General features: G+C 28.7%; 29 protein-coding genes. 11 read left to right on the plus strand and 18 right to left on the minus strand.

Going from position 1 to position 22,509, the window contains the following annotated elements:
• The first annotated feature begins 10 nt into the window (after positions 1 to 10).
• From CAMP5082_RS00070 to CAMP5082_RS00080, 3 genes are read left to right on the plus strand one after another with little or no spacing between them, the layout of a single operon-like run.
• Positions 11 to 970, plus strand: coding sequence for a Ppx/GppA phosphatase family protein (locus CAMP5082_RS00070; protein ID WP_337205543.1), 960 nt, complete (start codon positions 11 to 13; stop codon positions 968 to 970).
• A gap of 10 nt (positions 971 to 980) precedes the next feature.
• A complete protein-coding gene (locus CAMP5082_RS00075; RefSeq protein ID WP_337205544.1) occupies positions 981 to 1,424 on the plus strand; it encodes a GatB/YqeY domain-containing protein in 444 nt (147 codons plus the stop codon).
• The gene (locus CAMP5082_RS00080) at positions 1,421 to 2,074 is read left to right on the plus strand and encodes a DNA/RNA non-specific endonuclease (RefSeq protein ID WP_337205545.1); all 654 of its coding nucleotides are present in this window, start codon (positions 1,421 to 1,423) and stop codon (positions 2,072 to 2,074) included. Before CAMP5082_RS00075 ends, CAMP5082_RS00080 begins: the two co-directional genes overlap by 4 nt.
• A gap of 30 nt (positions 2,075 to 2,104) precedes the next feature.
• On the opposite strand, the gene dnaK is transcribed toward CAMP5082_RS00080, so the two are convergent.
• From dnaK to CAMP5082_RS00095, 3 genes are read right to left on the minus strand one after another with little or no spacing between them, the layout of a single operon-like run.
• Positions 2,105 to 3,967 carry a molecular chaperone DnaK gene (gene dnaK, locus CAMP5082_RS00085; protein ID WP_114640400.1) on the minus strand — a complete coding sequence of 621 codons (1,863 nt, stop codon included), beginning with the start codon at positions 3,965 to 3,967 and terminating at the stop codon, positions 2,105 to 2,107.
• Positions 3,968 to 3,989: 22 nt separating this feature from the next.
• Positions 3,990 to 4,499 carry a nucleotide exchange factor GrpE gene (gene grpE / locus CAMP5082_RS00090; protein WP_337205546.1) on the minus strand — a complete coding sequence of 170 codons (510 nt, stop codon included), beginning with the start codon at positions 4,497 to 4,499 and terminating at the stop codon, positions 3,990 to 3,992.
• Positions 4,496 to 5,278 (minus strand): HrcA family transcriptional regulator, encoded by a 783-nt coding sequence (locus tag CAMP5082_RS00095; RefSeq protein WP_337205547.1) that lies wholly within the window; start codon positions 5,276 to 5,278, stop codon positions 4,496 to 4,498. The genes grpE and CAMP5082_RS00095 overlap by 4 nt, the downstream gene beginning before the upstream one ends.
• Before the next feature lie 239 nt (positions 5,279 to 5,517).
• Between CAMP5082_RS00095 and CAMP5082_RS00100 the strand changes: the two genes are divergently transcribed.
• The gene (locus CAMP5082_RS00100) at positions 5,518 to 5,649 is read left to right on the plus strand and encodes a hypothetical protein (protein WP_256374638.1); all 132 of its coding nucleotides are present in this window, start codon (positions 5,518 to 5,520) and stop codon (positions 5,647 to 5,649) included.
• On the opposite strand, the gene CAMP5082_RS00105 is transcribed toward CAMP5082_RS00100, so the two are convergent.
• Genes CAMP5082_RS00105 through CAMP5082_RS00125 form a run of 5 tightly spaced genes read right to left on the minus strand, consistent with a single transcriptional unit; the run spans position 5,638 to position 10,102 of the window.
• Positions 5,638 to 6,267, minus strand: coding sequence for a hypothetical protein (locus CAMP5082_RS00105; RefSeq protein WP_337205548.1), 630 nt, complete (start codon positions 6,265 to 6,267; stop codon positions 5,638 to 5,640). The genes CAMP5082_RS00100 and CAMP5082_RS00105 overlap by 12 nt on opposite strands.
• Entirely contained in the window at positions 6,264 to 6,500 is a 237-nt protein-coding gene (locus CAMP5082_RS00110) for a hypothetical protein (protein ID WP_337205549.1), read from the minus strand. Before CAMP5082_RS00110 ends, CAMP5082_RS00105 begins: the two co-directional genes overlap by 4 nt.
• Entirely contained in the window at positions 6,484 to 7,536 is a 1,053-nt protein-coding gene (locus tag CAMP5082_RS00115; protein ID WP_337205550.1) for a DHH family phosphoesterase, read from the minus strand. The genes CAMP5082_RS00110 and CAMP5082_RS00115 overlap by 17 nt, the downstream gene beginning before the upstream one ends.
• Positions 7,537 to 7,545: 9 nt before the next feature.
• Positions 7,546 to 9,705 (minus strand): flagellar biosynthesis protein FlhA, encoded by a 2,160-nt coding sequence (gene flhA / locus CAMP5082_RS00120; protein WP_263678690.1) that lies wholly within the window; start codon positions 9,703 to 9,705, stop codon positions 7,546 to 7,548.
• A complete protein-coding gene (locus CAMP5082_RS00125) occupies positions 9,698 to 10,102 on the minus strand; it encodes an Rrf2 family transcriptional regulator (RefSeq protein WP_263663184.1) in 405 nt (134 codons plus the stop codon). Before CAMP5082_RS00125 ends, flhA begins: the two co-directional genes overlap by 8 nt.
• Before the next feature lie 175 nt (positions 10,103 to 10,277).
• On the opposite strand from CAMP5082_RS00125, the gene rpsO reads away from it, so the two are divergent.
• Complete coding sequence (gene rpsO, locus CAMP5082_RS00130; protein ID WP_012661650.1) at positions 10,278 to 10,550, plus strand: 30S ribosomal protein S15; 273 nt, start codon at positions 10,278 to 10,280, stop codon at positions 10,548 to 10,550.
• A gap of 188 nt (positions 10,551 to 10,738) precedes the next feature.
• On the opposite strand, the gene CAMP5082_RS00135 is transcribed toward rpsO, so the two are convergent.
• From CAMP5082_RS00135 to ilvC, 5 genes are read right to left on the minus strand one after another with little or no spacing between them, the layout of a single operon-like run.
• Positions 10,739 to 11,632, minus strand: coding sequence for an RsmB/NOP family class I SAM-dependent RNA methyltransferase (locus tag CAMP5082_RS00135; RefSeq protein WP_337205551.1), 894 nt, complete (start codon positions 11,630 to 11,632; stop codon positions 10,739 to 10,741).
• Positions 11,619 to 12,005: a Holliday junction resolvase RuvX gene (gene ruvX, locus CAMP5082_RS00140; protein ID WP_039626400.1), complete on the minus strand. Its 387-nt coding sequence runs from the start codon at positions 12,003 to 12,005 to the stop codon at positions 11,619 to 11,621. The genes CAMP5082_RS00135 and ruvX overlap by 14 nt, the downstream gene beginning before the upstream one ends.
• On the minus strand, positions 12,002 to 12,769 hold the full coding sequence (locus tag CAMP5082_RS00145) for a DNA-processing protein DprA (protein ID WP_337205552.1): 768 nt from the start codon (positions 12,767 to 12,769) through the stop codon (positions 12,002 to 12,004). The genes ruvX and CAMP5082_RS00145 overlap by 4 nt, the downstream gene beginning before the upstream one ends.
• Positions 12,756 to 13,814 carry a divergent polysaccharide deacetylase family protein gene (locus CAMP5082_RS00150; protein WP_442863311.1) on the minus strand — a complete coding sequence of 353 codons (1,059 nt, stop codon included), beginning with the start codon at positions 13,812 to 13,814 and terminating at the stop codon, positions 12,756 to 12,758. Before CAMP5082_RS00150 ends, CAMP5082_RS00145 begins: the two co-directional genes overlap by 14 nt.
• Positions 13,815 to 13,824: 10 nt before the next feature.
• Positions 13,825 to 14,847: a ketol-acid reductoisomerase gene (gene ilvC, locus CAMP5082_RS00155; protein ID WP_337205554.1), complete on the minus strand. Its 1,023-nt coding sequence runs from the start codon at positions 14,845 to 14,847 to the stop codon at positions 13,825 to 13,827.
• Between the two features lie 107 nt (positions 14,848 to 14,954).
• On the opposite strand from ilvC, the gene CAMP5082_RS00160 reads away from it, so the two are divergent.
• The 6 genes from CAMP5082_RS00160 (at position 14,955) to CAMP5082_RS00185 (ending at position 19,815) form a co-directional block, all read left to right on the plus strand.
• Complete coding sequence (locus tag CAMP5082_RS00160; RefSeq protein WP_337205555.1) at positions 14,955 to 16,895, plus strand: ribonuclease R family protein; 1,941 nt, start codon at positions 14,955 to 14,957, stop codon at positions 16,893 to 16,895.
• Positions 16,888 to 17,853, plus strand: coding sequence for a DNA polymerase III subunit delta (gene holA, locus CAMP5082_RS00165; protein WP_337205556.1), 966 nt, complete (start codon positions 16,888 to 16,890; stop codon positions 17,851 to 17,853). The genes CAMP5082_RS00160 and holA overlap by 8 nt, the downstream gene beginning before the upstream one ends.
• 91 nt (positions 17,854 to 17,944) lie before the next feature.
• Positions 17,945 to 18,319, plus strand: a complete 375-nt coding sequence (gene rpsF / locus CAMP5082_RS00170; protein ID WP_263663175.1) for a 30S ribosomal protein S6 — start codon at positions 17,945 to 17,947, stop codon at positions 18,317 to 18,319.
• Between the two features lie 3 nt (positions 18,320 to 18,322).
• Positions 18,323 to 18,850 (plus strand): single-stranded DNA-binding protein, encoded by a 528-nt coding sequence (locus CAMP5082_RS00175; RefSeq protein ID WP_115645698.1) that lies wholly within the window; start codon positions 18,323 to 18,325, stop codon positions 18,848 to 18,850.
• 11 nt (positions 18,851 to 18,861) lie between these two features.
• Positions 18,862 to 19,122, plus strand: coding sequence for a 30S ribosomal protein S18 (gene rpsR / locus CAMP5082_RS00180; protein WP_039618521.1), 261 nt, complete (start codon positions 18,862 to 18,864; stop codon positions 19,120 to 19,122).
• A 51-nt stretch (positions 19,123 to 19,173) separates the two neighbouring features.
• Positions 19,174 to 19,815, plus strand: coding sequence for a MarC family protein (locus CAMP5082_RS00185; protein ID WP_337205557.1), 642 nt, complete (start codon positions 19,174 to 19,176; stop codon positions 19,813 to 19,815).
• Here CAMP5082_RS00185 and CAMP5082_RS00190 read toward each other — a convergent pair.
• Genes CAMP5082_RS00190 through fliW form a run of 5 tightly spaced genes read right to left on the minus strand, consistent with a single transcriptional unit; the run spans position 19,797 to position 22,344 of the window.
• A complete protein-coding gene (locus CAMP5082_RS00190) occupies positions 19,797 to 20,219 on the minus strand; it encodes a hypothetical protein (protein WP_337205558.1) in 423 nt (140 codons plus the stop codon). The genes CAMP5082_RS00185 and CAMP5082_RS00190 overlap by 19 nt on opposite strands.
• The gene (locus CAMP5082_RS00195) at positions 20,216 to 20,944 is read right to left on the minus strand and encodes a type II secretion system protein (RefSeq protein WP_337205559.1); all 729 of its coding nucleotides are present in this window, start codon (positions 20,942 to 20,944) and stop codon (positions 20,216 to 20,218) included. Before CAMP5082_RS00195 ends, CAMP5082_RS00190 begins: the two co-directional genes overlap by 4 nt.
• A complete protein-coding gene (locus tag CAMP5082_RS00200; protein ID WP_337205560.1) occupies positions 20,928 to 21,224 on the minus strand; it encodes a hypothetical protein in 297 nt (98 codons plus the stop codon). Before CAMP5082_RS00200 ends, CAMP5082_RS00195 begins: the two co-directional genes overlap by 17 nt.
• Complete coding sequence (locus CAMP5082_RS00205; RefSeq protein WP_337205561.1) at positions 21,221 to 21,949, minus strand: pyrroline-5-carboxylate reductase; 729 nt, start codon at positions 21,947 to 21,949, stop codon at positions 21,221 to 21,223. The genes CAMP5082_RS00200 and CAMP5082_RS00205 overlap by 4 nt, the downstream gene beginning before the upstream one ends.
• Complete coding sequence (gene fliW / locus CAMP5082_RS00210) at positions 21,949 to 22,344, minus strand: flagellar assembly protein FliW (RefSeq protein WP_263663168.1); 396 nt, start codon at positions 22,342 to 22,344, stop codon at positions 21,949 to 21,951. The genes CAMP5082_RS00205 and fliW overlap by 1 nt, the downstream gene beginning before the upstream one ends.
• Positions 22,345 to 22,509: the final 165 nt, after the last annotated feature.

Raw genomic sequence — 22,509 nt, forward strand, 5'->3', positions numbered from 1 at the left:
AGGAGAGCTAGTGCTAGGTATTGATATGGGTTCAAATACATTAAGAGCTGTTTTAATGGATGAGAATTTTAATAAATTAAAAAGCGAAGAATTTATCATAGGGGCAGCTAAAAATATGCAAAATGATATCATTAGTGATGAAGCCATAGAAAGAATTTTTAATGCTTTAAAAATCTTAAAAGAAAAAAATTATGACTTAAGTCAAGCCAAAGCAGTCGCCACAGCTGCTTTTAGAAAAGCAAAAAATACTGAGTTTATTTTTGAAAAAATTCAAAAAGAATTTAAACTTGATGTAAAATTAATCGATGCAAAAACCGAAGCAAAACTAAGTATTTTAGGTATGCAAGAGCGTCTTAAAGCTCTTAAGCTTTTTAAAAAAGACCTAAACTATTGTGATTTAGGTGGTGCTTCTTGTGAAATTTCAAATGAAAAGTTTAGCAAAAGTTATGATTTTGGAATTATTAGTTTTTATGAAAGAATGCATTTTAAAGCTATAAAACCAAGTGCTTATGTAAGATTTTTTAAAAAATATCCACAAAATCTTATGCGTATTAAAGATGAAAAATTAAAAATTCATCTAAGCCCCTATCCTACGCATTTAAAACAACTTGCCTTAAAAGCTTTTGATCTTAGTAAAGATATAAAATTAAAAGGAATTTTTTTCATACTAAATTCAGGAGTACCCACCACACTTTGTGCTTATAAACAAAACATAAAATACAAAGATTATCTAGAAGAAAGTGTAAATGGCAAAATACTCAAACGCAAAGATTTTTTTGATTTTGCATTAAAAATTTGGAATTTAGAACAAGAAAAAGCTAAAATTTATCTTGGAGAAAATAGAAAAAAATACCTCATAGCAGGCTCAATGATACTTTTTGCTTTATTTAATAAACAAAAGCTCATTGTGATTGATGATGGTGTTAGAGAAGGTGTGTGTATAGCACATTTTAAAAATATCAAATTTTAAAGGAGAAAAAATGAGTTTAAAAGATCAAATTTTAGAAGATATTAAAGAAGCTATGCGTAGCAAAGATGACTTCAAAAGAAACACTTTAAGAACGCTTAATGCTAGCTTTAAACAAATAGAAGTTGATGAGAGAATTACGCTTAGTGATGAAAGAATATACAAAATCATTGCGAGCGAGATTAAAAAACGAAATGAAGCAGCTTTGGCTTTTTCTAAAGGCTCTAGAGAAGATTTAGCACAAAAAGAACTCCAAGAAGTAGCTATTTTAAGTGCTTATTTACCAAAACAACTTAGCGATGAGGAATTAGAAAGTGAGCTAAAAAAACTTATAGATAAATTACAAATTAGCTCTTTAAAAGAACAAGGTGTTTTGATGAAAGAAGCTAAAGCAGCTTTTGGCGCAAGCGTTGATGGTAAAAGACTTAATGAAATGGTAAGAAAGCTTTTAGCATGAAAAAAGTTTTAACACTTTGTGCCTTAGCTTTAAGCTCTTTTGCTTATACTCAATATGAATTGCATCCTAGCTTTAAAGCTTATTTTAAAGACTGCTCTTTATTGATGGATAAATATTATTATATTAATTGTTATGATTATAATTATAAAGGCACTAAGGCAATTGCTTATAAACTAGAAGCTAAAATTTTAAATCAAGGGCACATCAAAAAACGCCCAAGATTTCAAGAAGATACCAATATACCTAAAAAATACAGAACTTATTGGGAGGATTATCTAAGAAGTGGCTATACAAGAGGGCATGTCGTGCCAAATCAATCCATGAATGCAACCCCACAAGCTCAACTTAGTACTTTTTTAATGAGCAACATAACTCCGCAAAAAAAAGATATTAATGCAGAAATTTGGAATGAAATCGAACAAAGAGAAAGATATTTAGCAAAGAAAAATAAAGAATTAGAAGTCTTAAATTTAATACTTTATGATGATAAGCCAAAACGCATTAAAAACAACATAGCCATTCCTAGTTTTTATGTCAAAATTCTTAAGGCTAAAAATTTCAGTGAATGCTATAAAGTGCCAAATAATGATAATTTTGCAAGATTTGATAGAAATTATTTTAAGGAAGATTGTAAAAAATATATTGATTAAACTAGAAGCGCAAGGCTTCTAGTTTAGTTTTTACTCAACTTCAGCATCGATTACATCATCGTCTTTTTTCTTTTGAGCGTTTGGTTCTTCTTTTTTATACATATTTTCTGCTAATTTATGAGAAACTTCACTTAAAGCTTTCATTTTGCCTTCGATTTCTTCTTTAGAAGCATTAGCATTTTTCAATGTCTCTTTTAACTCATCTAAAGCTTTTTGAATATTTGCTTTATCATCATCGCCTACTTTATCTCCAAGCTCACTTAAAGACTTTTCTACTTGATGTACCAAACTATCAGCAGCATTTCTAGCTTCTACTGCCTCTTTGCGTTTTCTATCTTCTTCTTTGTGAAGCTCTGCATCTTTTACCATATTATTGATTTCTTCTTCACTTAATCCACTTGAACCTGTGATTTTAATCTCTTGAGCCTTACCTGTAGCTTTATCTTTTGCACTAACTGTTAAAATACCATTTGCATCAATATCAAAAGTTACTTCAATTTGTGGCATACCGCGAGGTGCTGGTGGAATTCCTTCAAGATTGAAATTTCCTAAAGATTTATTATCACGGCTAAATTCTCTCTCACCTTGTAAAACATTGATAGTAACTGCGCTTTGATTATCTTCAGCGGTTGAGAAAACTTGCTCTTTTTTGGTTGGTATAGTTGTGCCTTTTTCGATGATTTTAGTCATCACACCACCTAAAGTTTCAATACCTAAAGAAAGCGGAGTAACATCAAGCAATAATACATCTTTAACATCACCTTTAATAACCGCACCTTGAATCGCTGCACCTATTGCAACAACTTCATCAGGATTTACTGATTTATTAAGCTCTTTTCCAAAGGCTTTTTTAACTTCTTCTTGTACTAGTGGAACACGAGTAGAACCACCCACCATAACGATTTCTTTTACTTCACTTTTATCAAGCCCTGCATCTTTTACTACTTCGTTAATCTTACTAATAGTTTCAGCAACTAAACCATCAATCATGCTTTCAAATTTAGCTCTTGTTAGAGTTTTAGTTAAGTGTTTTGGACCACTTGCATCAGCTGTGATAAATGGTAAATTAATATTAGTTTCATTAGCTGAACTTAATTCTTTTTTAGCATTTTCAGCTGCTTCTTTTAATCTTTGTAAAGCCATTACATCGTTTTTAAGATCAATACCTGTTTCATCTTTAAACTCATTTGCTAAAAAGTCGATTAATTTATTATCAAAATCATCACCACCTAAAAATGCATTACCGCCAGTTGCTAAAACTTCTACAACATTATCACCTGTTTCAAGCACAGTAACATCAAATGTACCACCACCTAAATCATAAACTACAATTTTTTCACTTTCTTTTTTATCAAGTCCGTAAGCCAAAGCTGCTGCAGTTGGTTCATTAATAATTCTTAATACATTCAATCCTGCAATTTGTCCTGCTTCTTTTGTAGCTTTTCTTTGTGCATCATTAAAATACGCTGGAACAGTAATAACCGCATCTTCTACTTTTTCGCCCAAGAAAGCCTCTGCATCTTCTTTTAACTTCATTAAAACTTTTGCTGAAATTTCTTGTGGAGTATAAATTTTACCTGCTATTTCAATCGCACAAGCCCCATTTCTCTCTGTGATATGATAAGGTAAGCGATTTTTAGCTTCTTTTGCTGCCTCTTCATTGATCATTAACCCCATGATTCTTTTTATAGAATAAATAGTTTTTTCAGGATTAGTCACAGCTTGACGCTTAGCACTATCTCCAACTAAAACTTCACCTTTATCTGTAAAAGCAACTACTGAAGGAGTAGTGTTTTTACCTTCTTTATTTGGGATAACTTTACTCTCGCCTCTTTCATATACACTCACACAAGAATTTGTTGTACCTAAATCTATACCTATAACTTTTGCCATTTTTTATCCTTTTTATTAAATTTTATTTTGCAACACTAACTTTTGCTGATCTAATCACTCTATCATTCATCATATAGCCCTTTTGTAAAAGCTGGACAATATGATTGCTTTCATGATCAGCACTTTCAACATGAAACATCGCTTCATGTAAATTTGGATCAAACTCACCATCTGCTTCTATTACTTTAACCATATGTTTTTCAAGTTTTTTCAAAAGCAAGTCTAAAGTGTTTTGAACCCCTTCTTTGATTTTTAAACTTAATTCATCATTGGCTTCTACATTAATAGCCGCCTCTAATGCATCAACTACATCAAGCAAATCTTTAGCAAAACTTTCATTTGCATAAATTGTTGCTGCAATTTTTTCTTTTTCCATTCTTTTTTTGATATTTTCAAATTCAGCATTTGCTCTTAAATAAGTATCTTTTAACTCATTATACTCTGCTTGAATTTTTTCTAATTCATTGTTTTGACTTTCTGAATTTTCCACTGCTTCTTCTTGCATTTGCTCATTTTGCTTTTCTTCGCTCACGCAGCCTCCTTTATAATATTTAACATTGTTTTAAAATCAGAATACACACTACCGGCAAAAACCACATTAGATTCTTTACCTAAAAATGTACTCTTAAGCTTTAATCCCATAAAACCCTCTTCAAATAAAGGTTCAAATTGCAATTTATCGTTAAAATAAAATCCAATTTGAGGAGATAAAAGCTTAGCAAATTCATCATTTTGATAAATTTGATAAGCTTTACTCTCATTATATCTATAATAAACCATAGCATCTTTTAACATAGCAATTTTTTCTAACAACTCTTTAAACTCAACTCTAAAAGCTAAATTTTCAATACTTTTTAGATCAAGTCCTATAAGTCTTTGTAAGAAAATTAAACTATCTTGACTAAATCTTAAAACCAACTCATTTTGTCCAAAATCAAGTATGATAAATTTATCATTAACCTTAGTAATATCTTGCAAAATAAGCTCATCACCACCATAGACTAAGGTATAAATTTCAAACTTATCAAGCAAAAACTCTAGCAAAGCAAGATCGTTAATCACAATCTCATCTTCGCAAAGTTGCTCATACCAATAAGCCTTCATAGCAGTAAAAGTTGGTATGCGACCACTGCTAATGTGAAGTTGTGTTAATACACCCTCATCACTTAATTTTTTAAAATAAACTCTTATAGTAGAAGCAGGTATGCTAACTTTATGATTTAACTCATTAGAACCCACAGGATTATTACCATCTAAATAGGTCTCAATGATAGTTTTTAAAATTAAATCTTTTTTACTATAAGACTTCACTATAAAACCTTAGTTTTTTATTTTAGCACTCAATGTTTTTAAGTGACAAGATAATTATACAACTTTAGTATAATAATGTCAAGTTATTTTTAAATAAAAATATTTAAAATTATTTAGTCTATATAACTAAAGTTTATTTAGTTATTTATATATAATATATAAAAATTTCTTTTTCAGTTTTTTTAAAAGAAAAGATAATATAATTGCGTCTAGCAATATTTTTTAAAAGGTTTATAATAATGAAAAATCTTACTTTAAGAGAAAAGCAAGATCTAGAAGCTTATGTGTTTTCTAATATAGAAAGAAAAAAAATGGCTTTAAGTAGAATTTTAAAATTATATTATTTAAGATTTTTTAGATTAGTTTTTTAATTTATATTTTTTCATACCCTCTTTTGTGAAAGATAAGTCTTTAAAATCAGGAGATGAGATTAACTCCATACAAGTTTTATCTAAATTTTCCATTCCGCTTATTTGCATACTAGCTTGCAAATTTTCATCTAAATATAAATCAAAAATTACACAAGCTTGATTATTAACCTTGTAAAGAATTTTTCCACCTTTTTTCTCATCTAGTTCATACGCTTGTAGTTTATCATTTTTACTCATTTTCTTAATTTCATTTGCAAAAGATTGATGCAAGGTATAATAAATCATAAAATCACGCATTATGTTTTTAATATCAACAATTTCTTTTCTTAGTTTTGACAAATCTTTAGTGTATAAACTTATAAATTGCGTATTTAAGTATTCATTTAGACTTTTTTCGTTTAAATTTTCACACAATGGATAAATTTTAACCACGAAAGCCTTATTTTTAGCAAGCACTATATCTACGCAAGCTTGTTTGTTTTGTTTGTATTCTAAAAATAAAGCTTGACTTGAGCTTAAATTTAGCGTGTTTTGTTTATTGTAAGCAAAATCGCTTAAATCTTCATAGATATTTGCATAAGAAAAAATTCCCGCAAAAAGCAATAATAAAATTTTCATTCAAATAAATCTTTATGATGATTTTTTAAGTACTCTACTACTTCTAAGATCTCATCAACTCCTTCTTTTTGAGTATTTTGACAAACCTCATCAATGCAATCAATATAAGCCTCAATTGCTTTTTCTAATTTTGCTCTTTTTACCCCAGCAAACAAGAGCATTACCTCTAAAACTATGCTTAATTCATATTGTAAATTTTCTATTTCTTCTTTAAAATCATGATTTGTTTTCATTATTTTCCTTTAATTCTTTGCTTTTAATTAAATCCACAAATTGTGCTTTTATAAAATCATAGTTAGAGCTATCTTTATACGCAGCGAACAATCCACCACTAGCATTTTTATGCCCTCCCCCATTGACCAAGCTTTTAGCCATCAAACTCACATCGATTTTATTATTTGCTCTAAAACTTAAGGTTTTTCTTGAACTAAGATCAACGAAAAAATCAAAATCAGGATTTTGCATTAAAAAATCATTTCCAATTACAGAAGTATTGCCTATATTTGAAGTTAATAAACCTTTACTTCCTTTATAAAATACACTAAATTTTTCTTTATTTACACTTAGTCTTTCTACCACAAATTTGGAAATTAAATTGCTTAAGGTGTCATCATTTTCTTTTTTAAAAAAAGATTTTTTTAAGCCATGCAAATCATCATCTAAATTAATATGAGCATTTTTTTGATGAATGTATTTTCTACAAACATCAAAAAGATAAAAAAGATATTTAATATTTTCTTGTGCAAACATTACTCTATTGATTTCTTTTGCTCCAGAAACCATACCAAGCAATACTTTTCCAAGTTCAAAATTCTCATCTTCACTCAACCAAATATCTACTGCATTTACCACATCTACAAATTCTGACAAAGCTTTATTTTCGCCATAACATTTACTAAAAAAATCATAAACAATCTTAGTAGCACATCTTTTATCATCTAAAAAATACCAAGGATATTTTTGCATACATTCTAAGCCACTTTGATGATGATCTAAAAGTAAAAGTTTGATTTTTTTGCATTCTATAGCTTTTTGAAAATCTTCACATTGGCTTAAAGTTAAATTTAAATCCGTGATTAAAATCACAAATTCTTCATTAGGATTTTGCTTTAAATCTTCCTCTATATTTTTAAAAATCACATTAAAATTTTCATTAATCTCTTTACCATAATTAGAATTATAAAAATAACAATTCTTAAAATAAAAATCTAGCACATACTGACAAGCATAGCCGTCTAAATCTGTATGTGAAAGATGATAAATTTTCATATTTTTCCTTTATAAATTATCAACTTTTATGATACCTTCTGTTTCAAATTTGGTATTTTCTGCAATCTCAGCAAAACTCAAAACCGTAATATTAATACCAAAATTAGAACAAATATCAGCAATAAATTTTCTAAGTTGTGGCTCAACACAAAGCAAGAAAGGTTTAATTCTTGTATTTGCTACACTTGCAAGTTCAGCTTTTAAAGCTTCTACTAAAGCACCAGTTTGAGCTACATTTATCATTAAATGATACGAACCATCTTTAAACTGCACATGCTCCATTAATTTTGCAGCAGCAGCAGCATCAAAAATATAAAAGCTAATTTGCCCTTTTTCATCCACATATAAATTTGTAATTGCTCTTGCTAAAGAAGCTCTTACATGCTCAATAATCATATCCAAACTCTTACTTACTTCAGCTATATCACTAATTGATTCTAAAATTGTAAGCATATCTTTAATAGGAATATGCTCTTTAAGTAAAGCTTTTAAAACTTTTTGGATTAAACCTATACTAGCAACTCTTAAACAATCATCTACTACGATAGGATAATCATTTTTGATTTTATCTAATAAATTTTGAACCTCTTGTTTAGTTAAAAGTTCTGAAGCATTGGCTTTTATAAGCTCACTCATATGGGTTGAAATCACACTTGCTGGATCAATTACAATATAACCATTTAGCGTTGCCTCATCTTTTAAAGATGATTCAATCCATAAAGCATCAGAATTAAAAGCAGGTTCTTTAGTAGCTATACCTTCGATAGGTTCAGTTATAAAACCACTATCCATAGCCAGATATTTATCAGGATAAATTTCAGCACTAGCTATACCCACACCTTTGAGCTTGAAAGTATATTCATTAGGCTTTAATTGTAAATTATCTCTAATTCTAATTTTTGGCATCAAAAAGCCTAAACTTTGAGCTATATTGCGTCTTGTTGATCTAATACGCTCTGTTAATTCACTTTCTGCTAATTTAATAAGTCCATAGCCTAATTCTAATTCTAAAATTTCTAATTTTAAAATATCTGTGATTTTGTTTTCTTCTTCTTTTAAAATTTCTTCCTCACTGCGTTTTTGAGGTTTAGCTTGCTCTTGCTCATCAGCTTCTTGGGATTTTTTAGCCGAAATTGTATTGATTTGAATTTTACCTTCTTGCACTTGTTTTATCATATAACCAAGACCCAAAAACACCAAAGCCATAAAACCCAAAGAAAAATGTGGTAAACCAGGCACTAAAGCAAAAATAAATAAAACAAAACCTACAATTAATAGTGTTTTGTATTCTCCTAAAAGCTGATTAATAGAACCTTCAGCAAAATTATCCTCATCTTTACTAGCACGCGTGATGATAATTGCAGTTGCTGTTGAAGTGATAAGCCCAGGAATTTGAGAAACAAGTCCATCACCTATTGTTAATATAGTATAAGTTGAAGCACATTCTCCAAGCTCCATATCATGCTGAAAATAACCTATCATAAACCCGCCAATTAAATTTACAATGGTGATAATAATCCCAGCAACAGCGTCCCCTTTTATAAATTTAGAAGAACCATCCATTGCTCCATAAAAATTTGCTTCGGCTATAATTTCTTGGCGTCTTGCGCGTGCAGTTTTTTCATCAATCAAACCTGCATTTAAATCCGCATCAATAGCCATCTGCTTACCTGGCATTGCATCAAGGGTAAATCTTGCTTGAACCTCAGAAACCCTTGTACTACCTTTGGTTACAACCATAAAATTAATCAAAACCAAAATACAAAAAACAACCATACCTATAACATAATTGCCACCAACAACAAATTCACCAAAACTTGCCACTATATCACTAACAGCTGCTGGACCTTGATGACCCTCACTCAAAATCATACGCGTTGTAGCAATATTAAGTGAAAGTCTAAAAAGTGTGATGATCAAAATCAACGTTGGAAAAGTTGTTAAATCCGTAGGCTTTGGTATATACAAAGAAATTAAAATAATTAAAACCGAAATGGCAATACTTAAAGCAAGAAAAAAGTCTAAAACTATACTTGGTAAAGGCACTATAATAATTGCTAAAATTGCAATAATTACGGCTACTATAGTTAAACTTTTTGCCTTTAAAATAGGCGCAACAAGTGGAGCAACCCAAGGCAACACTAAGCTAAAAATATCTCTTTTAGCCATTATTTTGAATAATATCCTCTAAGGTAATAGAAACTAAAAAATCATCTATCTTATTTTGAAGTTTCACTAAAACTGGCATAATTTTGCAATTATCCTCTTTTTGAGAAGGACAAATTCCATTACTACATTCAAAAACATTAATAGATTTTTTCTCTACGCTATTGATAATTTCTTTTAAAGTGTATTCACTTGGCTGCTTAATAAGCGCAAAACCACCCTTAGCTCCCTTGTAAGACTTCAAAAGTGCATCTTTAGCAAGAGCTTGTAAAATTTTTGCTAAAAAACTTTTAGGTATATCTAAGACATTTGACATAGTATCTACATCTTGTGGTTCTTGGGATTTTGCTATATGAATTAAAGATAATAAAGCATATTCGCTAGCTTTGGTAAATAACATTTGTTCCTTTCAAGTTATAAATAAAATATATTATTGGTTATTAATAAAAATTTTTATTATATCAAAAATAAGTATCGATAAATATTAAATTTCATATTTTTTAAATTTCAGCATTCTTTTTGGTTTTTTAGTTATAATTACACTTTTTATTTTAATACCGCTCAGGAGGTCTATTATGGCTTTAGATTCGGCTAAAAAAGCAGAAATAGTTGCAAAATTTGCTAGAAAAGAAGGAGATACAGGTTCTCCAGAAGTTCAAATCGCACTTTTAAGTGCAAGAATTTCAGATTTAACAGAACATTTAAAAATCTACAAAAAAGATTTTTCTTCTCGCTTAGGTCTTTTAAAGCTTGTTGGTCAAAGAAAAAGACTTTTATCTTATCTAAAAAGAAAAGATTATCAAGCTTATTCTAAATTAATTAGCGAATTAAACTTAAGAGATAAATAAGCTTCGTGCTTATTTATCTTTATATATTTTTTATTACGTTTATTTACTACTACTTTAATTTAAGTTTTCAAAATTTCATCGTTTTATTCACAAGAGTTTCACAGTGTGAATTTACCTTCTAAGCACCTAAAAATAGCACTTTAAGTTTTAAACTAAAAAACATTTTTCACATTTAATTTTATTGATTTTTAATATTTTTTCACTTTTGCTATAAAAAACCCATCTGCATAGTCATCTGGTAAAACTCTTTTAGCAAATGATAAATCAAATTCATCACTCTTTGCACATATAAAATCAACATTAACCAAATTAAAATCAAGCAATTCTAATTTAAAATTTTCATTTCTTAATGCATTTTCTAAAACCGCTTCATTTTCTTCTCTTAAAAATGTACAAGTGCTATATACTAATTCTCCACCATGTTTTAAAGCTAACAATGCTGAATGCAAAAGCTTTTTTTGCAAATTTGCAATTTGCTTAATTTCTTTTGTGTTTTTTTGGATTTCAAAACCCATTTTTGCAAAAGTTGAGCAAGGTGCATCAAGTAAAATTTTATCAAATTTCAAAGGACAAGCTTTACCTATAGTACGTGCATCTTTTAAGAAGCATTTTACAATTTTAACTTGATAATTTTCCATAGTTTTTTTTAAGGTAAAAAAACGTGTTTTAGATAATTCACAACTTGCTAAATAACCCTCATTTTGCATGAAATTAGCTAAATTTAAGCTTTTTCCACCAGGAGCTGCACACATATCCAATACACTCTCACCAGCTTTAACACCCAAAGTTTTAGCACACAAGTACGAAGAGTAATTTTGTATATAAAACTTACCCTCATTAAAAGCTTTCATTGAGCTTAGTTTGCTTTTGAAGATACTTGGAATTTTATAACAATTCAGATCAATTTTTTCAAATTCTATATTTTCATTATTTAAAATTTCTTCTAATTCATCATTATCAATAAGCAAGGAATTTCTAAAAATATTAATATATTTTTCTTGATTAAAACTTTGAAGGATTTGTTCTTTTTGCTCTTTTGTATAAATTTCATCTAAAGCTGTATTTAAATCAAGCAAGGCCATAAAAATCCTTTAAAAACAAATACGCAGCTAAAGAATCAAGTTTGCCATCTTTTTTCTTTAAATTCACCATGCCAAGTTCTTGTGCATTTTTAGAACTAAAACTCTCATCGACAAAAAAAACTTCTTTGTCAAAATCAAGTAAAGATATGAAATGTTCTACCCTTTTTCGCATTTCATCTTCACTAGATCCACCTAAAGGAACTCCTACCACCAAAGTATTTACATCATACTCTTTGATGTACTTTTTTACCTCATTTGCTGCTTGATTGCGATTTTTTCTAATAATAGCTTCAAGTGGCATAGCTATACTTTTATTAATACACAAAGCAACACCAATACGCTTTAAGCCTATATCTAATGCTAAAGTTTTCATAAGCAAGCTCTTATTTTCACTCCAGATATTTCTACCAAACCCTCAAGTTCATATTCATAAACTCTATCACCAAATTTTTTTAAAACTTTTTCTAAATCATCTTCATGTTTTAAAAAACTTAATAAATCATCTTCGCTTTGCTCTTGATGAAACTCTCCAAACATTTTTACAAATTCATCAAAATCATGAATTAAATTTGCCTTTTTTGTTGCTAAAAGCAAATTTGTTCCTTCGCTTTCATTTTTCCTATGAGGTAATACATATATAGGTTTATTCATACCTAAAGCAAGTCTTGCACTTTGCATAGAACCACTTTTTAAATCAGCTTGAGCTATTACAACAACCTCACTTAAAGCAATAACAAGTCTATTTCTTAATAAAAAATCATAAGGCTTTGCCTTATAATTTCCTTCATTTTCGCTTAAAGCCAAAGCATTATCATAAATATTTAAAATTTCATTTGTGTTTGCTTTTGGATAAATCTCATCAAGCCCATTAGCAAATATAGCTATGGTTTGTGGATAGGCTATTTTAGCTGCTTGGATATCCACCCCTAAAGCCCCGCCACTTACTACACAAACCTTAGCTTTTTTTAATAAAGTCACTAATTCAACAAGACAATTTTTAGTATAAACACTCATTTTTCTAGAACCTATAATAGCCACTTTTCTAGCATTTAAAAGCTCTAAATTGCCTTTATAATAAATCTTTGAAGGCGGATTTAAAAGATTTTTAAAATCTTCAATATTCTCAATAAATTTCATTTAAATACACAAGCTCAACTGAATTTAACAAATCTTTACTTTGCACCAAGGCCTTAAAAGTCTTTTCTCTTGGATGACCAATAGCGATAGCAAAACCTTTCTTTTTTGCCTCTTCTACTGCTTGTTTGAGTTGGTTTTTAATATATGCTATATCATCTTCATTATCCAAAAAAACATCTCTAGCTATATAAGGTTGTTCAAAATGACTTACTAAATTTTTAGCTTTAGAATTTCCTATGGTTCTTGAATCTACAAAAATAAAATCATTTTGCTTAAAGGCGCTAAATAATTTTTCCATAGCCTGCTTATTTGCAGTAAATAAACTTCCTGTGTGGTTGTTAATAAATTTTACTTTTGGAAATTGCTCTTTTACAAAAGCTACGCGCTTGCTTATTTTTTGCATATCATCACTAGGGTGTAAAGTGTTTAATTCCGCCTTGTCATATTTTATAGCAGCAAGAGGCAAATGCACCATAAAAAAGTCAAAATCCTTTGCAAACTCAGCTGTATAAGGATGGCGTTTATCAGGTGGAAAAAAAGATGGGATTAATTTTAAATTTGTTTTTTTAAGCATATCTACATGAGTGTGACTTGCCATATCATCTATAATAATTGCTAGACGAGGCTTGGTATTTTTTTGTACTAGAATTTGGGTTTTATTATCCTCGTTTTTATCTGATATATTTTGCTCTTTATTGATTGATTCTTTGCTTGCATTTTGATCTATTACTTTTAAAATTAAAGTTTGATTATCCTCTTTAGTTTGATTTAACTCTGTATTTACAGGGTTTAAATTTAAAATTTCACTAATATTTTTATCTAAAAATTCTAATTTTTCATTTTCTAAAGTCAAATTTATATCATTAAAACTAAAATTATTTTCTTGCTCTTTTGTGGGTAGTAATGGTTCTTTTTGAATTATGGTTTGATTGAAATCTAAAACTTTATTTTCTTCTTTTTTTAAAAACAAAGCTCCAAATGCAAAAAGAAAAATTCCAAACACAACCAAACAAAGTGCTAGAAGCACTTTGTATTTTTTATTTATAGTTTTCAAGTTAGTTTTTATCTTTATCAACTAATTTTTTAGCACTAATCCAAGGCATCATAGCACGAAGTTCGCGTCCTGTTTTTTCTATCAAAGAATCATTCATTAATTTACGCTCTGCGTGCATTCTTGCAAAATTTGCTCTTCTTTCTAAGATAAAATCTTTAGCAAAACTTCCATTTTGTATGTCTTTTAAAACACCTTTCATAGCCTCTTTAGTTTCTTTGGTAATAATCTTAGGCCCTGTGATATAATCTCCATATTCAGCAGTATTAGAAACAGAATATCTCATATCAGCAATACCACCTTGATAAATCAAATCCACAATTAATTTCATTTCATGTAAGCATTCAAAATACGCCATTTCAGGCTCATACCCTGCTTCAACTAAGGTTTCAAAACCAGCTTGAATTAAAGCACTAAGTCCTCCACAAAGTACTGCTTGCTCACCAAATAAATCTGTTTCAGTTTCAGCTTTAAAAGTTGTTTCTATAATACCTGTTCTGCCACCGCCTATAGCACTAGCATAACTTAAAGCTAAATTTTTAGCATTTTTACTCTCATCTTGGTGGATAGCAATTAAACAAGGAGTACCCCCACCTATACTAAATTCATGCCTTACAGTATGACCTGGAGCTTTAGGAGCTATCATAATCACATCTATACCTTTTGGAGCAACAATTTGTCCATAATGGATATTAAATCCATGTGCAAATGCTAAAGTTTTACCTGCTTTTAACTCAGGTTTAATTTCCTCATTAAAAATTTCATTTTGAATTTCATCAGGAGCTAAAATCATAATCAAATCTGCTTCTTTAGTAGCTTCTTTTACACTTTTTACTATAAAATTTGCTTTTTGAGCTTTTGCCCAACTTTGCCCACCCTCTTTTAAGCCTATGATAACATCTACACCACTATCTCTTAAATTCATAGCATGAGCATGACCTTGAGAGCCAAAACCTATAATAGCTACTTTTTTTGATTTTATTAAATTAATATCACAATCTTTATCATAATAAATTGATACAGCCATTATGCACTCCTAAAATTAAAATTAAAGCAAAGATTATAACTAAAAAATATAAATTTAATCCTTTTATGATAAAATTTAAGTTTTGAAAAATTACTATAAAGAGTCTTATGAAAGAATTATTTAATCAACTAAGTTATGGTCTAAATGCTAATGAAATTACCAATAAAAATAAGCAAATCATTAGAGAATTATTAACTTGTGATATCATTAAATTTTATAAAAACAAATACTATTTAAAAGATGGCTTTACTTTTGGTAAAATTGATATTTCTGTTAATGGAACGGGATTTTTAGAAAGTTTTGATCCTGCTTTTAAGCGTGATTTGCTCATAGAAAATAAAAATTTAAAAGGAGCAAATTATGCTGATATAGTTGTGGTAAAATTACTCCCTCTTAAAAAAAAGCGACCAAGTGCTAAAGTTATTTTAATACTTAAAAGAGCCCACGAAACTTCTTTGGTTATGACTAAAAAATACGGCGAAGCAGTTCTTGGAGTAAATATTCAAACAGGACTTACATGTGCCTTAAAAGCCTCTCAAAAATCCTTAAAAGCTCTGCCTTTAGGAACTATTTTAAAAATAGAAAATCATGATAACAATATCACTGAAGTGATAGGGCATATTGATGATGATTTTGTGGATGAAAAAATTTCCTTAGCACTTTTTAATAAAAATGCAATTTTTGATAATTTATGTGAAAATGAAGCAAAAGCTTATGGAGATAAAGTTGATGCAAGTATGTATCCATCAAGAAAAGATCTTAGAAATTTAAATTTTTGCACCATTGATCCAATTGATGCAAAAGATTTTGATGATGCAATTTATTATGATAAAAATGAACATGCCATTTATGTAGCCATAGCTGATGTAAGCGCTTATGTGCATGCTTATAGCGCCATTGATAAAGAAGCAAGATCAAGGGGTTTTTCGATTTATTTTCCTCATATTGCTATACCTATGTTGCCAAGAGCTTTGAGTGAAAATATTTGCTCACTAAAACCTAATGAAGATAGGTTGGCATTTTGTTTTAAAATAAGCTTAGATCAAAATAATGAAGTGATTAAAGAAGAGCTTTTTGAGGCTATTATTAACTCAAAACGCCGTTTTAATTACGATGAAGTTGATGAGTATTTACAAACGCAAGAAGATTTAGGTGCAATCAATTGGCTTTATGAAGTTTTTAAAATCACTCAAAATTTACGCAAAAAACGATTAAAAAATGCTTGTGAGTTTAAAACCCAAGAGCTAAGAATGACTTTAGATGAAAATAATAAACTCATAAAAACACGCCTTGAAAATGACACGGCCTCGCATAATTTAATCGAAGATTGTATGCTTTTAGCCAATAAAGCTGCAGCAAAACTCATTGATATAGGAGTTTTTAGAAATCACTTAAGTCCTGATTATAAAAAAATAGATCAATTGCTAGCTGATCTTTCAACACTTAGTATAGATATTAATCCTAAAAATAATGTCATAGAATTATTTAAAGACATTCAAGTCTTAGCAAATGAGCTAAATATAAGAGAAGAAGTAGATAAGCTCATCATCAAAGCACAAAAAAAGGCAGAATATTCTAGTGAAAATGCTGGACATTTTGGCTTAGGTTTTGATAAATATACCCATTTTACAAGTCCTATTAGAAGGTATTCTGATCTTATTTTACATAGACTTTTAAAAGCCAAAATCAACAATGATGAAAAAATGTTTAATTATTTGCTTTTAAACATACAAAGTACTTGTGAGGAATTAAGCTTACTAGAAAGAGAGGCGGATAAAGTTGCTTGGCATTTTATGGATAGAAAATTTGCAAGATGGGCAAAGGAAAATATAGGAAAAAGATTTAAAGCTTTGGTAGTAGAAAATCAAAGTTCATTGCAAGTAAAATTAAATGATGAAATTAAAGGAGCTTTGATTACCATCATAGGTTCAAGGGCAAATTTATTAGAAAATGTAGAAGTAGAAATCACTGAAGTGGATATTGTTAGTGCCAAAATTTTTGGCAAAATCACCAAGCATTTTAGTTTAGAAAGAAACCAAAATGTATAAAAATCAACTCCAAAGCTTACTTAATAGCAATAGTTTTCCTAATTTTTTCTTACTTTATGGAGCGGATAATTTCCAAATAGAGCTTTATGCTAAATTTATTAAAGACAAATACTCTTTTGATGAGAGTTTAAGATTTTATTTTGAAGAATATGATTTTAAGCAAGCCCATGATTATTTATCTAGTGCTTCTTTATTTAGCGAGAGAAAACTGCTAGAAATCAAAACTCAAAAGAAAATCCCAAGCAAAGAACTCAAACAACTTTTACAGCTTTGTCAAAATTCGCAAGATAATTATTTTTTACTTGAAATTTATGATGAAAGCTCCAAACAAAGCGAAGCAGAGAAAATTTTTGCTAATAATTTTTGTAGATTTTATAAGGTAAATTCAGCTAAAGAAGGTATGGAGTTGCTAGCTTTAAAAGCTAAAGAATTAAATATTAACATCACTCAAAATGCCCTCTATGCTCTTTTTTATAATTTTAATGAGAATTTATATTTAGCAGCTAATGAGTTAAATAAATTTAGTGGTTTAAATATCGATGAAAAAATTATTCAAGAGCATTGTTATAGCTTAAGTACTATTAGCTTTGAAAGTTTTTTTGATAAATTAATGCAAAAACAAGATTTAAGAAATGAACTTGAAAATATTTTAGAAAATTATAATGAAATAGCACTGATTAACGCCTTATATGCAAATTTTTCTAGACTTTTTAAAATTGCATTACATGTTAAAATTTATGGAAATTTAGACTTAAAAGAAATTTTAGGCTATGCCCCGCCTATTTCTGTGGCACAAAATCTTCAAAAACAAGCTCTTGTGATCAAAATATCACAATATAAACATATCTTTTTAACACTTTGTAATTGCGAATATGAATTAAAAAAGAATTCTAAAATAGAAAAAAAAGAGTTTTTAATCGCAACACTTTTACAACTTAGCTCCATATTAAAAAGTTAAATTAAGAAAACTTATGGTAAAATAAAATTTGCATTTTATGCAAAATCCTTGCCTAAAAATTTTAGGCTTTATATCCATAAGGAGAAATTAAATGAGACATTATGAAGTTTTATTCATATTAAAACCGACACTTACAGAAGAAGAAGTAAGTGCTAAGTTGGAATTCGTAAAAGAAGTCCTTACAAAAAATGGCGCAGAAATTGAAAGCGTAGTTCCAATGGGAACAAGAAAACTTGCGTATAAAATTAAAAAATACGAAAGAGGAACTTATTTTGTGATTTATTTCAAAGCTCCTACAAATTTAATAGCAGAGCTTGAAAGGGTATTAAGAATCACTGAAGAAGTAATTAGATTTTTAATCGTAAAATATGAAAATAAAAAAGAAATTGCAGCTTGGGAAAAACTAAGCAAAGGTATCAAACAAAATAAAAAAGAAATCAAAGCTAGTGAAAATACAGAAGGCTAATTAATGTTTAATAAAGTCGTTTTAGTAGGTAATCTTACAAGGGATATAGAGATGCGCTATGCTCCATCAGGTAGTGCAATAGGCTCTTCTGCTATAGCTGTAACAAGAAGATTTAGTACAAATACAGGAGAAAAAAGAGAAGAAACCTGCTTTATCGACATTAGTTTTTTTGGTAGAACAGCAGAAATTGCTAATCAATACCTTAACAAAGGTAGTAAAGTTTTAATTGAAGGTCGTTTGAGATTTGAGCAGTGGAGCGATCAAAATGGACAAAATAGATCAAAACACAGTATTCAAGTTGAGAATTTAGAAATGTTAGGTTCAACTGTACAAAATAACCAACAAAACAATTTTGACAATCAAAATTATGGCTATAATCAGAATTTTAACCAACAACAAAGTTTTGATCCTTATGCTCAAGTACAAACTAGAACAAACCCATCTAATACCTATCAAAATCCTCAAAAAGAAACCCCTATGAAGGAAATTGATATTGATAAATATGATGATGATACAGAATTACCATTTTAAAGGAAAAAATCATGGCAGAAAAAAGAAAATATTCACGTAAATATTGCAAATATACAGAAGCTAAAGTTGATTTCATCGACTATAAAGATACAGCATTGTTAAAACATGCTTTATCAGAAAGATTTAAAATCATGCCACGCCGTTTAACAGGTACTAGCAAAAAACACCAAGAAATGGTTGAAGTTGCTATTAAACGTGCAAGACATGTAGCACTTATCCCTTATATCGTAGATAGAAAAGAAGTTGTTACTAATCCTTTTGAAGGGCTATAATTATTAAATCAAACCCAAGCTTTTAAGCTTGGGAAAATAAAAGGTTGTTTTATGTTTTCAGATATAGAATCTGAAATTTATATAATTTTACTTGCTTCTGTTGCTATTATAGCAGTTTTGAATCCTTTTGGAAATCTTCCTCAATTTCTTGCAATGACTGAGGGCTTAGATGCTGATACAAGAAAAAAACTTTTTAGAAATATCATTTATACTGCATTTTGTATTGTTTTAGTTTTTTTACTTTCTGGACCATTTATCATGAAATATTTATTTAAAATAGATATTAATGATTTACGAGTTGCGGGTGGTTTGATTTTAATCATTATGAGCACCAAAAACTTACTTTTTACTCCATCAAGTTCTCAATTTCAACATTATCAAGGATTAAGTCATAAAGAATTATTGAAAAAAAGTATAGTACCAATGGCATTTCCTATGCTAGTAGGTCCTGGAACACTTTCTACTATAGTGGTTATTTCAGAAGATCAAAATTTAGCTATAGCTATAGCTTCTGTATTGCTTACTTTTGCTTTTATTTTTGTTTTATTTCACTTTTCAGCTACTATTGAAAAAGTCATAGGAAAACTTGTGCTTTATGTTTTTTCACGTATTGCTTTAGTTTTTATTATGGCTATGGGAGTAAAAATGATAGCTATTGGAGTTCAAACTTACATTCAATCTAATTTAGAATAAACAAAAAAACTTTTTTGTAAAAACACTTCTTCATTTACCGCTTTATTACCATTTAGTAACACACTAATATTTACAGCTATAATGCTTTTTGCATTAGCATCATTTTCTATCAATTTATATTCTTTACACTCACCTAAAGGATAAGCATAATCAATTCGTATTTTTATATTATTATATTCAAAATTATATTCATTTAAACATTCTTTACCCTCTAAATAGGCTTGATATAAAAAATATTTAGAAAGCTCTTTTGCATCATAAAGCAAAATCTTCCCTTGAGTATAAAGAGTTAAATCTTTCATAATTCTTGGAGAATATGAAGAAATTTTTATAACAAATACCATAACAAAAGAGATAAATAAAATAAAAGATATTGTATAAATCATAGCAAACGATTTTCTCATAAAAACATCCACTTAGATAAACATTCATCTTGACTTTTATCGCATATTAGAACTTTTAGCGTCTTATCATCTTGCTTGAAAATAAGTTTTGAAATATTTTGAGCTAGCAAAAAAGATCGTTTGTGATGATTTAAATCATCTATTTGTATATAAATATTTTCATTTTCTAAATATACTCTAACATAAGCATATAAAATAGTATAAAATCCACTAAATTTCTCATTAATAAAATGGATTTTTTCTCTATCACTAACTAGTGCTTTATAAATTTTTGAATTTTGTATATCATAAAAATACATATAATCATTAGCATATATTTTTAACTTTTTTTCACTATGCATATCTTTGTAATTACTTAAAATTCCTTTAGAACTTCCATTTTCTATAAAATGCAAATTGCTTTTTGGACTAAAAAAACTTTCATTGTTTTCTAAAATAATGCCACTAAAGTTTAATTTTTTTAATGACAAATCGTAAAAAATATCATCATTTGCACTCATATAACACTCAAAAGAACTACTTGTTAATGTCACTTTTAAACAAGAATGATAAATTTTTTCCATACTAAGCAATGTTTGGTTTAAATTTAAAAATACTGTGTTGGAATTTTTAATTTTGTGACTATGATTATAAAGATGTATGGCCGGATTGCTTAAGATAACAATTAATACACCCAAGATAACAAGGCTTAGTGCAAGCTCTAATAAACTAAAAGCTTTTTTCATCTATAAAAGCTTCTTTATAGGATAAATCTTTTATTTTTAAAGATTTGAGTTTAAACTCATCGCTAGTGTATTCTAAAAAGTTATAAGTATTTATATTTACTTCTTTTGCTTTATATGAAGGATTTTGTATAAATAATTCTTTTTCTTCATTAAAAAGGATTTGATTTTGCCATATAACATTTAAAGATTTATTTGCAAATATAAGATAATAAGATCCAAAAACAAAAGATAAGATTACAATACAAAAAGCAAGCTCTAGGAGACTAAAAGCTTGCTTCATTTGTTTAAACTTGCATTAAAAGCTTCAAAAAAAGTACCGCGCAAAGCTCTTTTTTCCAAAGCTTCAATTCCTTTTATAGTTACTCCTGCTGGAGAACAAATTTTTTCTTTGATAATAGCAGGATGAGCATGATTAAACAAAGCGCTAAAGCTTTCAAAACTTGCACGAGCAAGCTCATAACTAAGCTCATTTTTTAAACCATTTTTAACACCTGCATTTGCTAAACTTTCTGCCACCAAAGCCAAAAACGCAGGAGCGCATCCACTTAAAACCATAGCCACATCAAATTCTTTTTCATTTTGCAAACTTATGGCTTTACCAAAAGTATTTAACAAAGATAAAATTTCATCTTTATATAAATCATTTTCCATCAAATACGCAGTCGCTGAGGCTTTAAATTCAGCTGCTGTATTTGGCATGATTTTTATATAATTTTGCGCATTAACACAATGAAGTTGCTCAAAAGTAGTATTTGCTAAAACTGAAATAAGCCATCTTGCCTTGCCTTTTAATTTAACAGCTACTTCTTCTAAAGCATAAGGTTTAAATGCTAAAATAACATTTTTATCTTCTAAATCAAATTCTTCATAAGATAAAACTTCTAAATTTAAGCTACTAGCTTTTTTTAAATCCCTAGCAACAATAACTACTTTATAAGTATCTTTTAAACCTTTAGCTATAGCACTTGCCATAGCGCCATTTCCTAAAATATAAATTTCAGACATTATTTTGCTTGTTTAATAAAAGCTGAAATCTTTTCAGATTGAAAATAATTAGGATATTTGCTTGTATCTAAAATCACTTGTACTAAAGAATTATTATCATAATTCATCACAACAGGTGCTAAAAAATTAACCGTAGATTCTTCTAATGGCTCATTAATAGCGACAATAACAAACACACCAAAATTAGTTTGTTCATTTAAAGCTAATAATTCTTGATAATAATCAGGTACTTCAAAATCATAATCAGGACGGATCATATAAGGATCAATCATCACAAAAGAAAAATCTTTACCATCAAGGCTTTTAAGTCTATAAAAAACCTCATCTATTTTATAAAAGTTCATATTTTTGGTATCTTCAAACCCCAAAATAGGACATTTAACCTCTAAGTTCATTTTGCCTCCTAAAATCTATTGACTAAGAAATTACAACTCATAAAGCAATTTTAGTTCCAACTTTTTAAATTATGCTAATTAAAACTTTTTGATTATAATTTTAATTCAAAAATTAACATTTTCATAAACATAAAAACACTATAATTATAAACTATATAAATTTAT

It is taken from the genome of Campylobacter sp. LMG 17559, assembly GCF_024723605.1.
GTDB lineage: Bacteria > Campylobacterota > Campylobacteria > Campylobacterales > Campylobacteraceae > Campylobacter_D.

Excerpts from the sequence above, each read along its gene's own strand:
- CAMP5082_RS00075 (WP_337205544.1), top strand. The coding sequence starts at position 981 with ATGAGTTTAAAAGATCAAATTTTAGAAGATATTAAAGAAGCTATGCGT.
- CAMP5082_RS00080 (WP_337205545.1), top strand. The coding sequence starts at position 1,421 with ATGAAAAAAGTTTTAACACTTTGTGCCTTAGCTTTAAGCTCTTTTGCT.
- dnaK (WP_114640400.1), bottom strand. The coding sequence starts at position 3,967 with ATGGCAAAAGTTATAGGTATAGATTTAGGTACAACAAATTCTTGTGTG.
- CAMP5082_RS00100 (WP_256374638.1), top strand. The coding sequence starts at position 5,518 with ATGAAAAATCTTACTTTAAGAGAAAAGCAAGATCTAGAAGCTTATGTG.
- CAMP5082_RS00105 (WP_337205548.1), bottom strand. The coding sequence starts at position 6,267 with ATGAAAATTTTATTATTGCTTTTTGCGGGAATTTTTTCTTATGCAAAT.
- CAMP5082_RS00110 (WP_337205549.1), bottom strand. The coding sequence starts at position 6,500 with ATGAAAACAAATCATGATTTTAAAGAAGAAATAGAAAATTTACAATAT.
- CAMP5082_RS00115 (WP_337205550.1), bottom strand. The coding sequence starts at position 7,536 with ATGAAAATTTATCATCTTTCACATACAGATTTAGACGGCTATGCTTGT.
- flhA (WP_263678690.1), bottom strand. The coding sequence starts at position 9,705 with ATGGCTAAAAGAGATATTTTTAGCTTAGTGTTGCCTTGGGTTGCTCCA.
- CAMP5082_RS00125 (WP_263663184.1), bottom strand. The coding sequence starts at position 10,102 with ATGTTATTTACCAAAGCTAGCGAATATGCTTTATTATCTTTAATTCAT.
- rpsO (WP_012661650.1), top strand. The coding sequence starts at position 10,278 with ATGGCTTTAGATTCGGCTAAAAAAGCAGAAATAGTTGCAAAATTTGCT.
- CAMP5082_RS00135 (WP_337205551.1), bottom strand. The coding sequence starts at position 11,632 with ATGGCCTTGCTTGATTTAAATACAGCTTTAGATGAAATTTATACAAAA.
- ruvX (WP_039626400.1), bottom strand. The coding sequence starts at position 12,005 with ATGAAAACTTTAGCATTAGATATAGGCTTAAAGCGTATTGGTGTTGCT.
- CAMP5082_RS00145 (WP_337205552.1), bottom strand. The coding sequence starts at position 12,769 with ATGAAATTTATTGAGAATATTGAAGATTTTAAAAATCTTTTAAATCCG.
- ilvC (WP_337205554.1), bottom strand. The coding sequence starts at position 14,847 with ATGGCTGTATCAATTTATTATGATAAAGATTGTGATATTAATTTAATA.
- CAMP5082_RS00160 (WP_337205555.1), top strand. The coding sequence starts at position 14,955 with ATGAAAGAATTATTTAATCAACTAAGTTATGGTCTAAATGCTAATGAA.
- holA (WP_337205556.1), top strand. The coding sequence starts at position 16,888 with ATGTATAAAAATCAACTCCAAAGCTTACTTAATAGCAATAGTTTTCCT.
- rpsF (WP_263663175.1), top strand. The coding sequence starts at position 17,945 with ATGAGACATTATGAAGTTTTATTCATATTAAAACCGACACTTACAGAA.
- CAMP5082_RS00175 (WP_115645698.1), top strand. The coding sequence starts at position 18,323 with ATGTTTAATAAAGTCGTTTTAGTAGGTAATCTTACAAGGGATATAGAG.
- rpsR (WP_039618521.1), top strand. The coding sequence starts at position 18,862 with ATGGCAGAAAAAAGAAAATATTCACGTAAATATTGCAAATATACAGAA.
- CAMP5082_RS00185 (WP_337205557.1), top strand. The coding sequence starts at position 19,174 with ATGTTTTCAGATATAGAATCTGAAATTTATATAATTTTACTTGCTTCT.
- CAMP5082_RS00190 (WP_337205558.1), bottom strand. The coding sequence starts at position 20,219 with ATGAGAAAATCGTTTGCTATGATTTATACAATATCTTTTATTTTATTT.
- CAMP5082_RS00195 (WP_337205559.1), bottom strand. The coding sequence starts at position 20,944 with ATGAAAAAAGCTTTTAGTTTATTAGAGCTTGCACTAAGCCTTGTTATC.
- CAMP5082_RS00200 (WP_337205560.1), bottom strand. The coding sequence starts at position 21,224 with ATGAAGCAAGCTTTTAGTCTCCTAGAGCTTGCTTTTTGTATTGTAATC.
- CAMP5082_RS00205 (WP_337205561.1), bottom strand. The coding sequence starts at position 21,949 with ATGTCTGAAATTTATATTTTAGGAAATGGCGCTATGGCAAGTGCTATA.
- fliW (WP_263663168.1), bottom strand. The coding sequence starts at position 22,344 with ATGAACTTAGAGGTTAAATGTCCTATTTTGGGGTTTGAAGATACCAAA.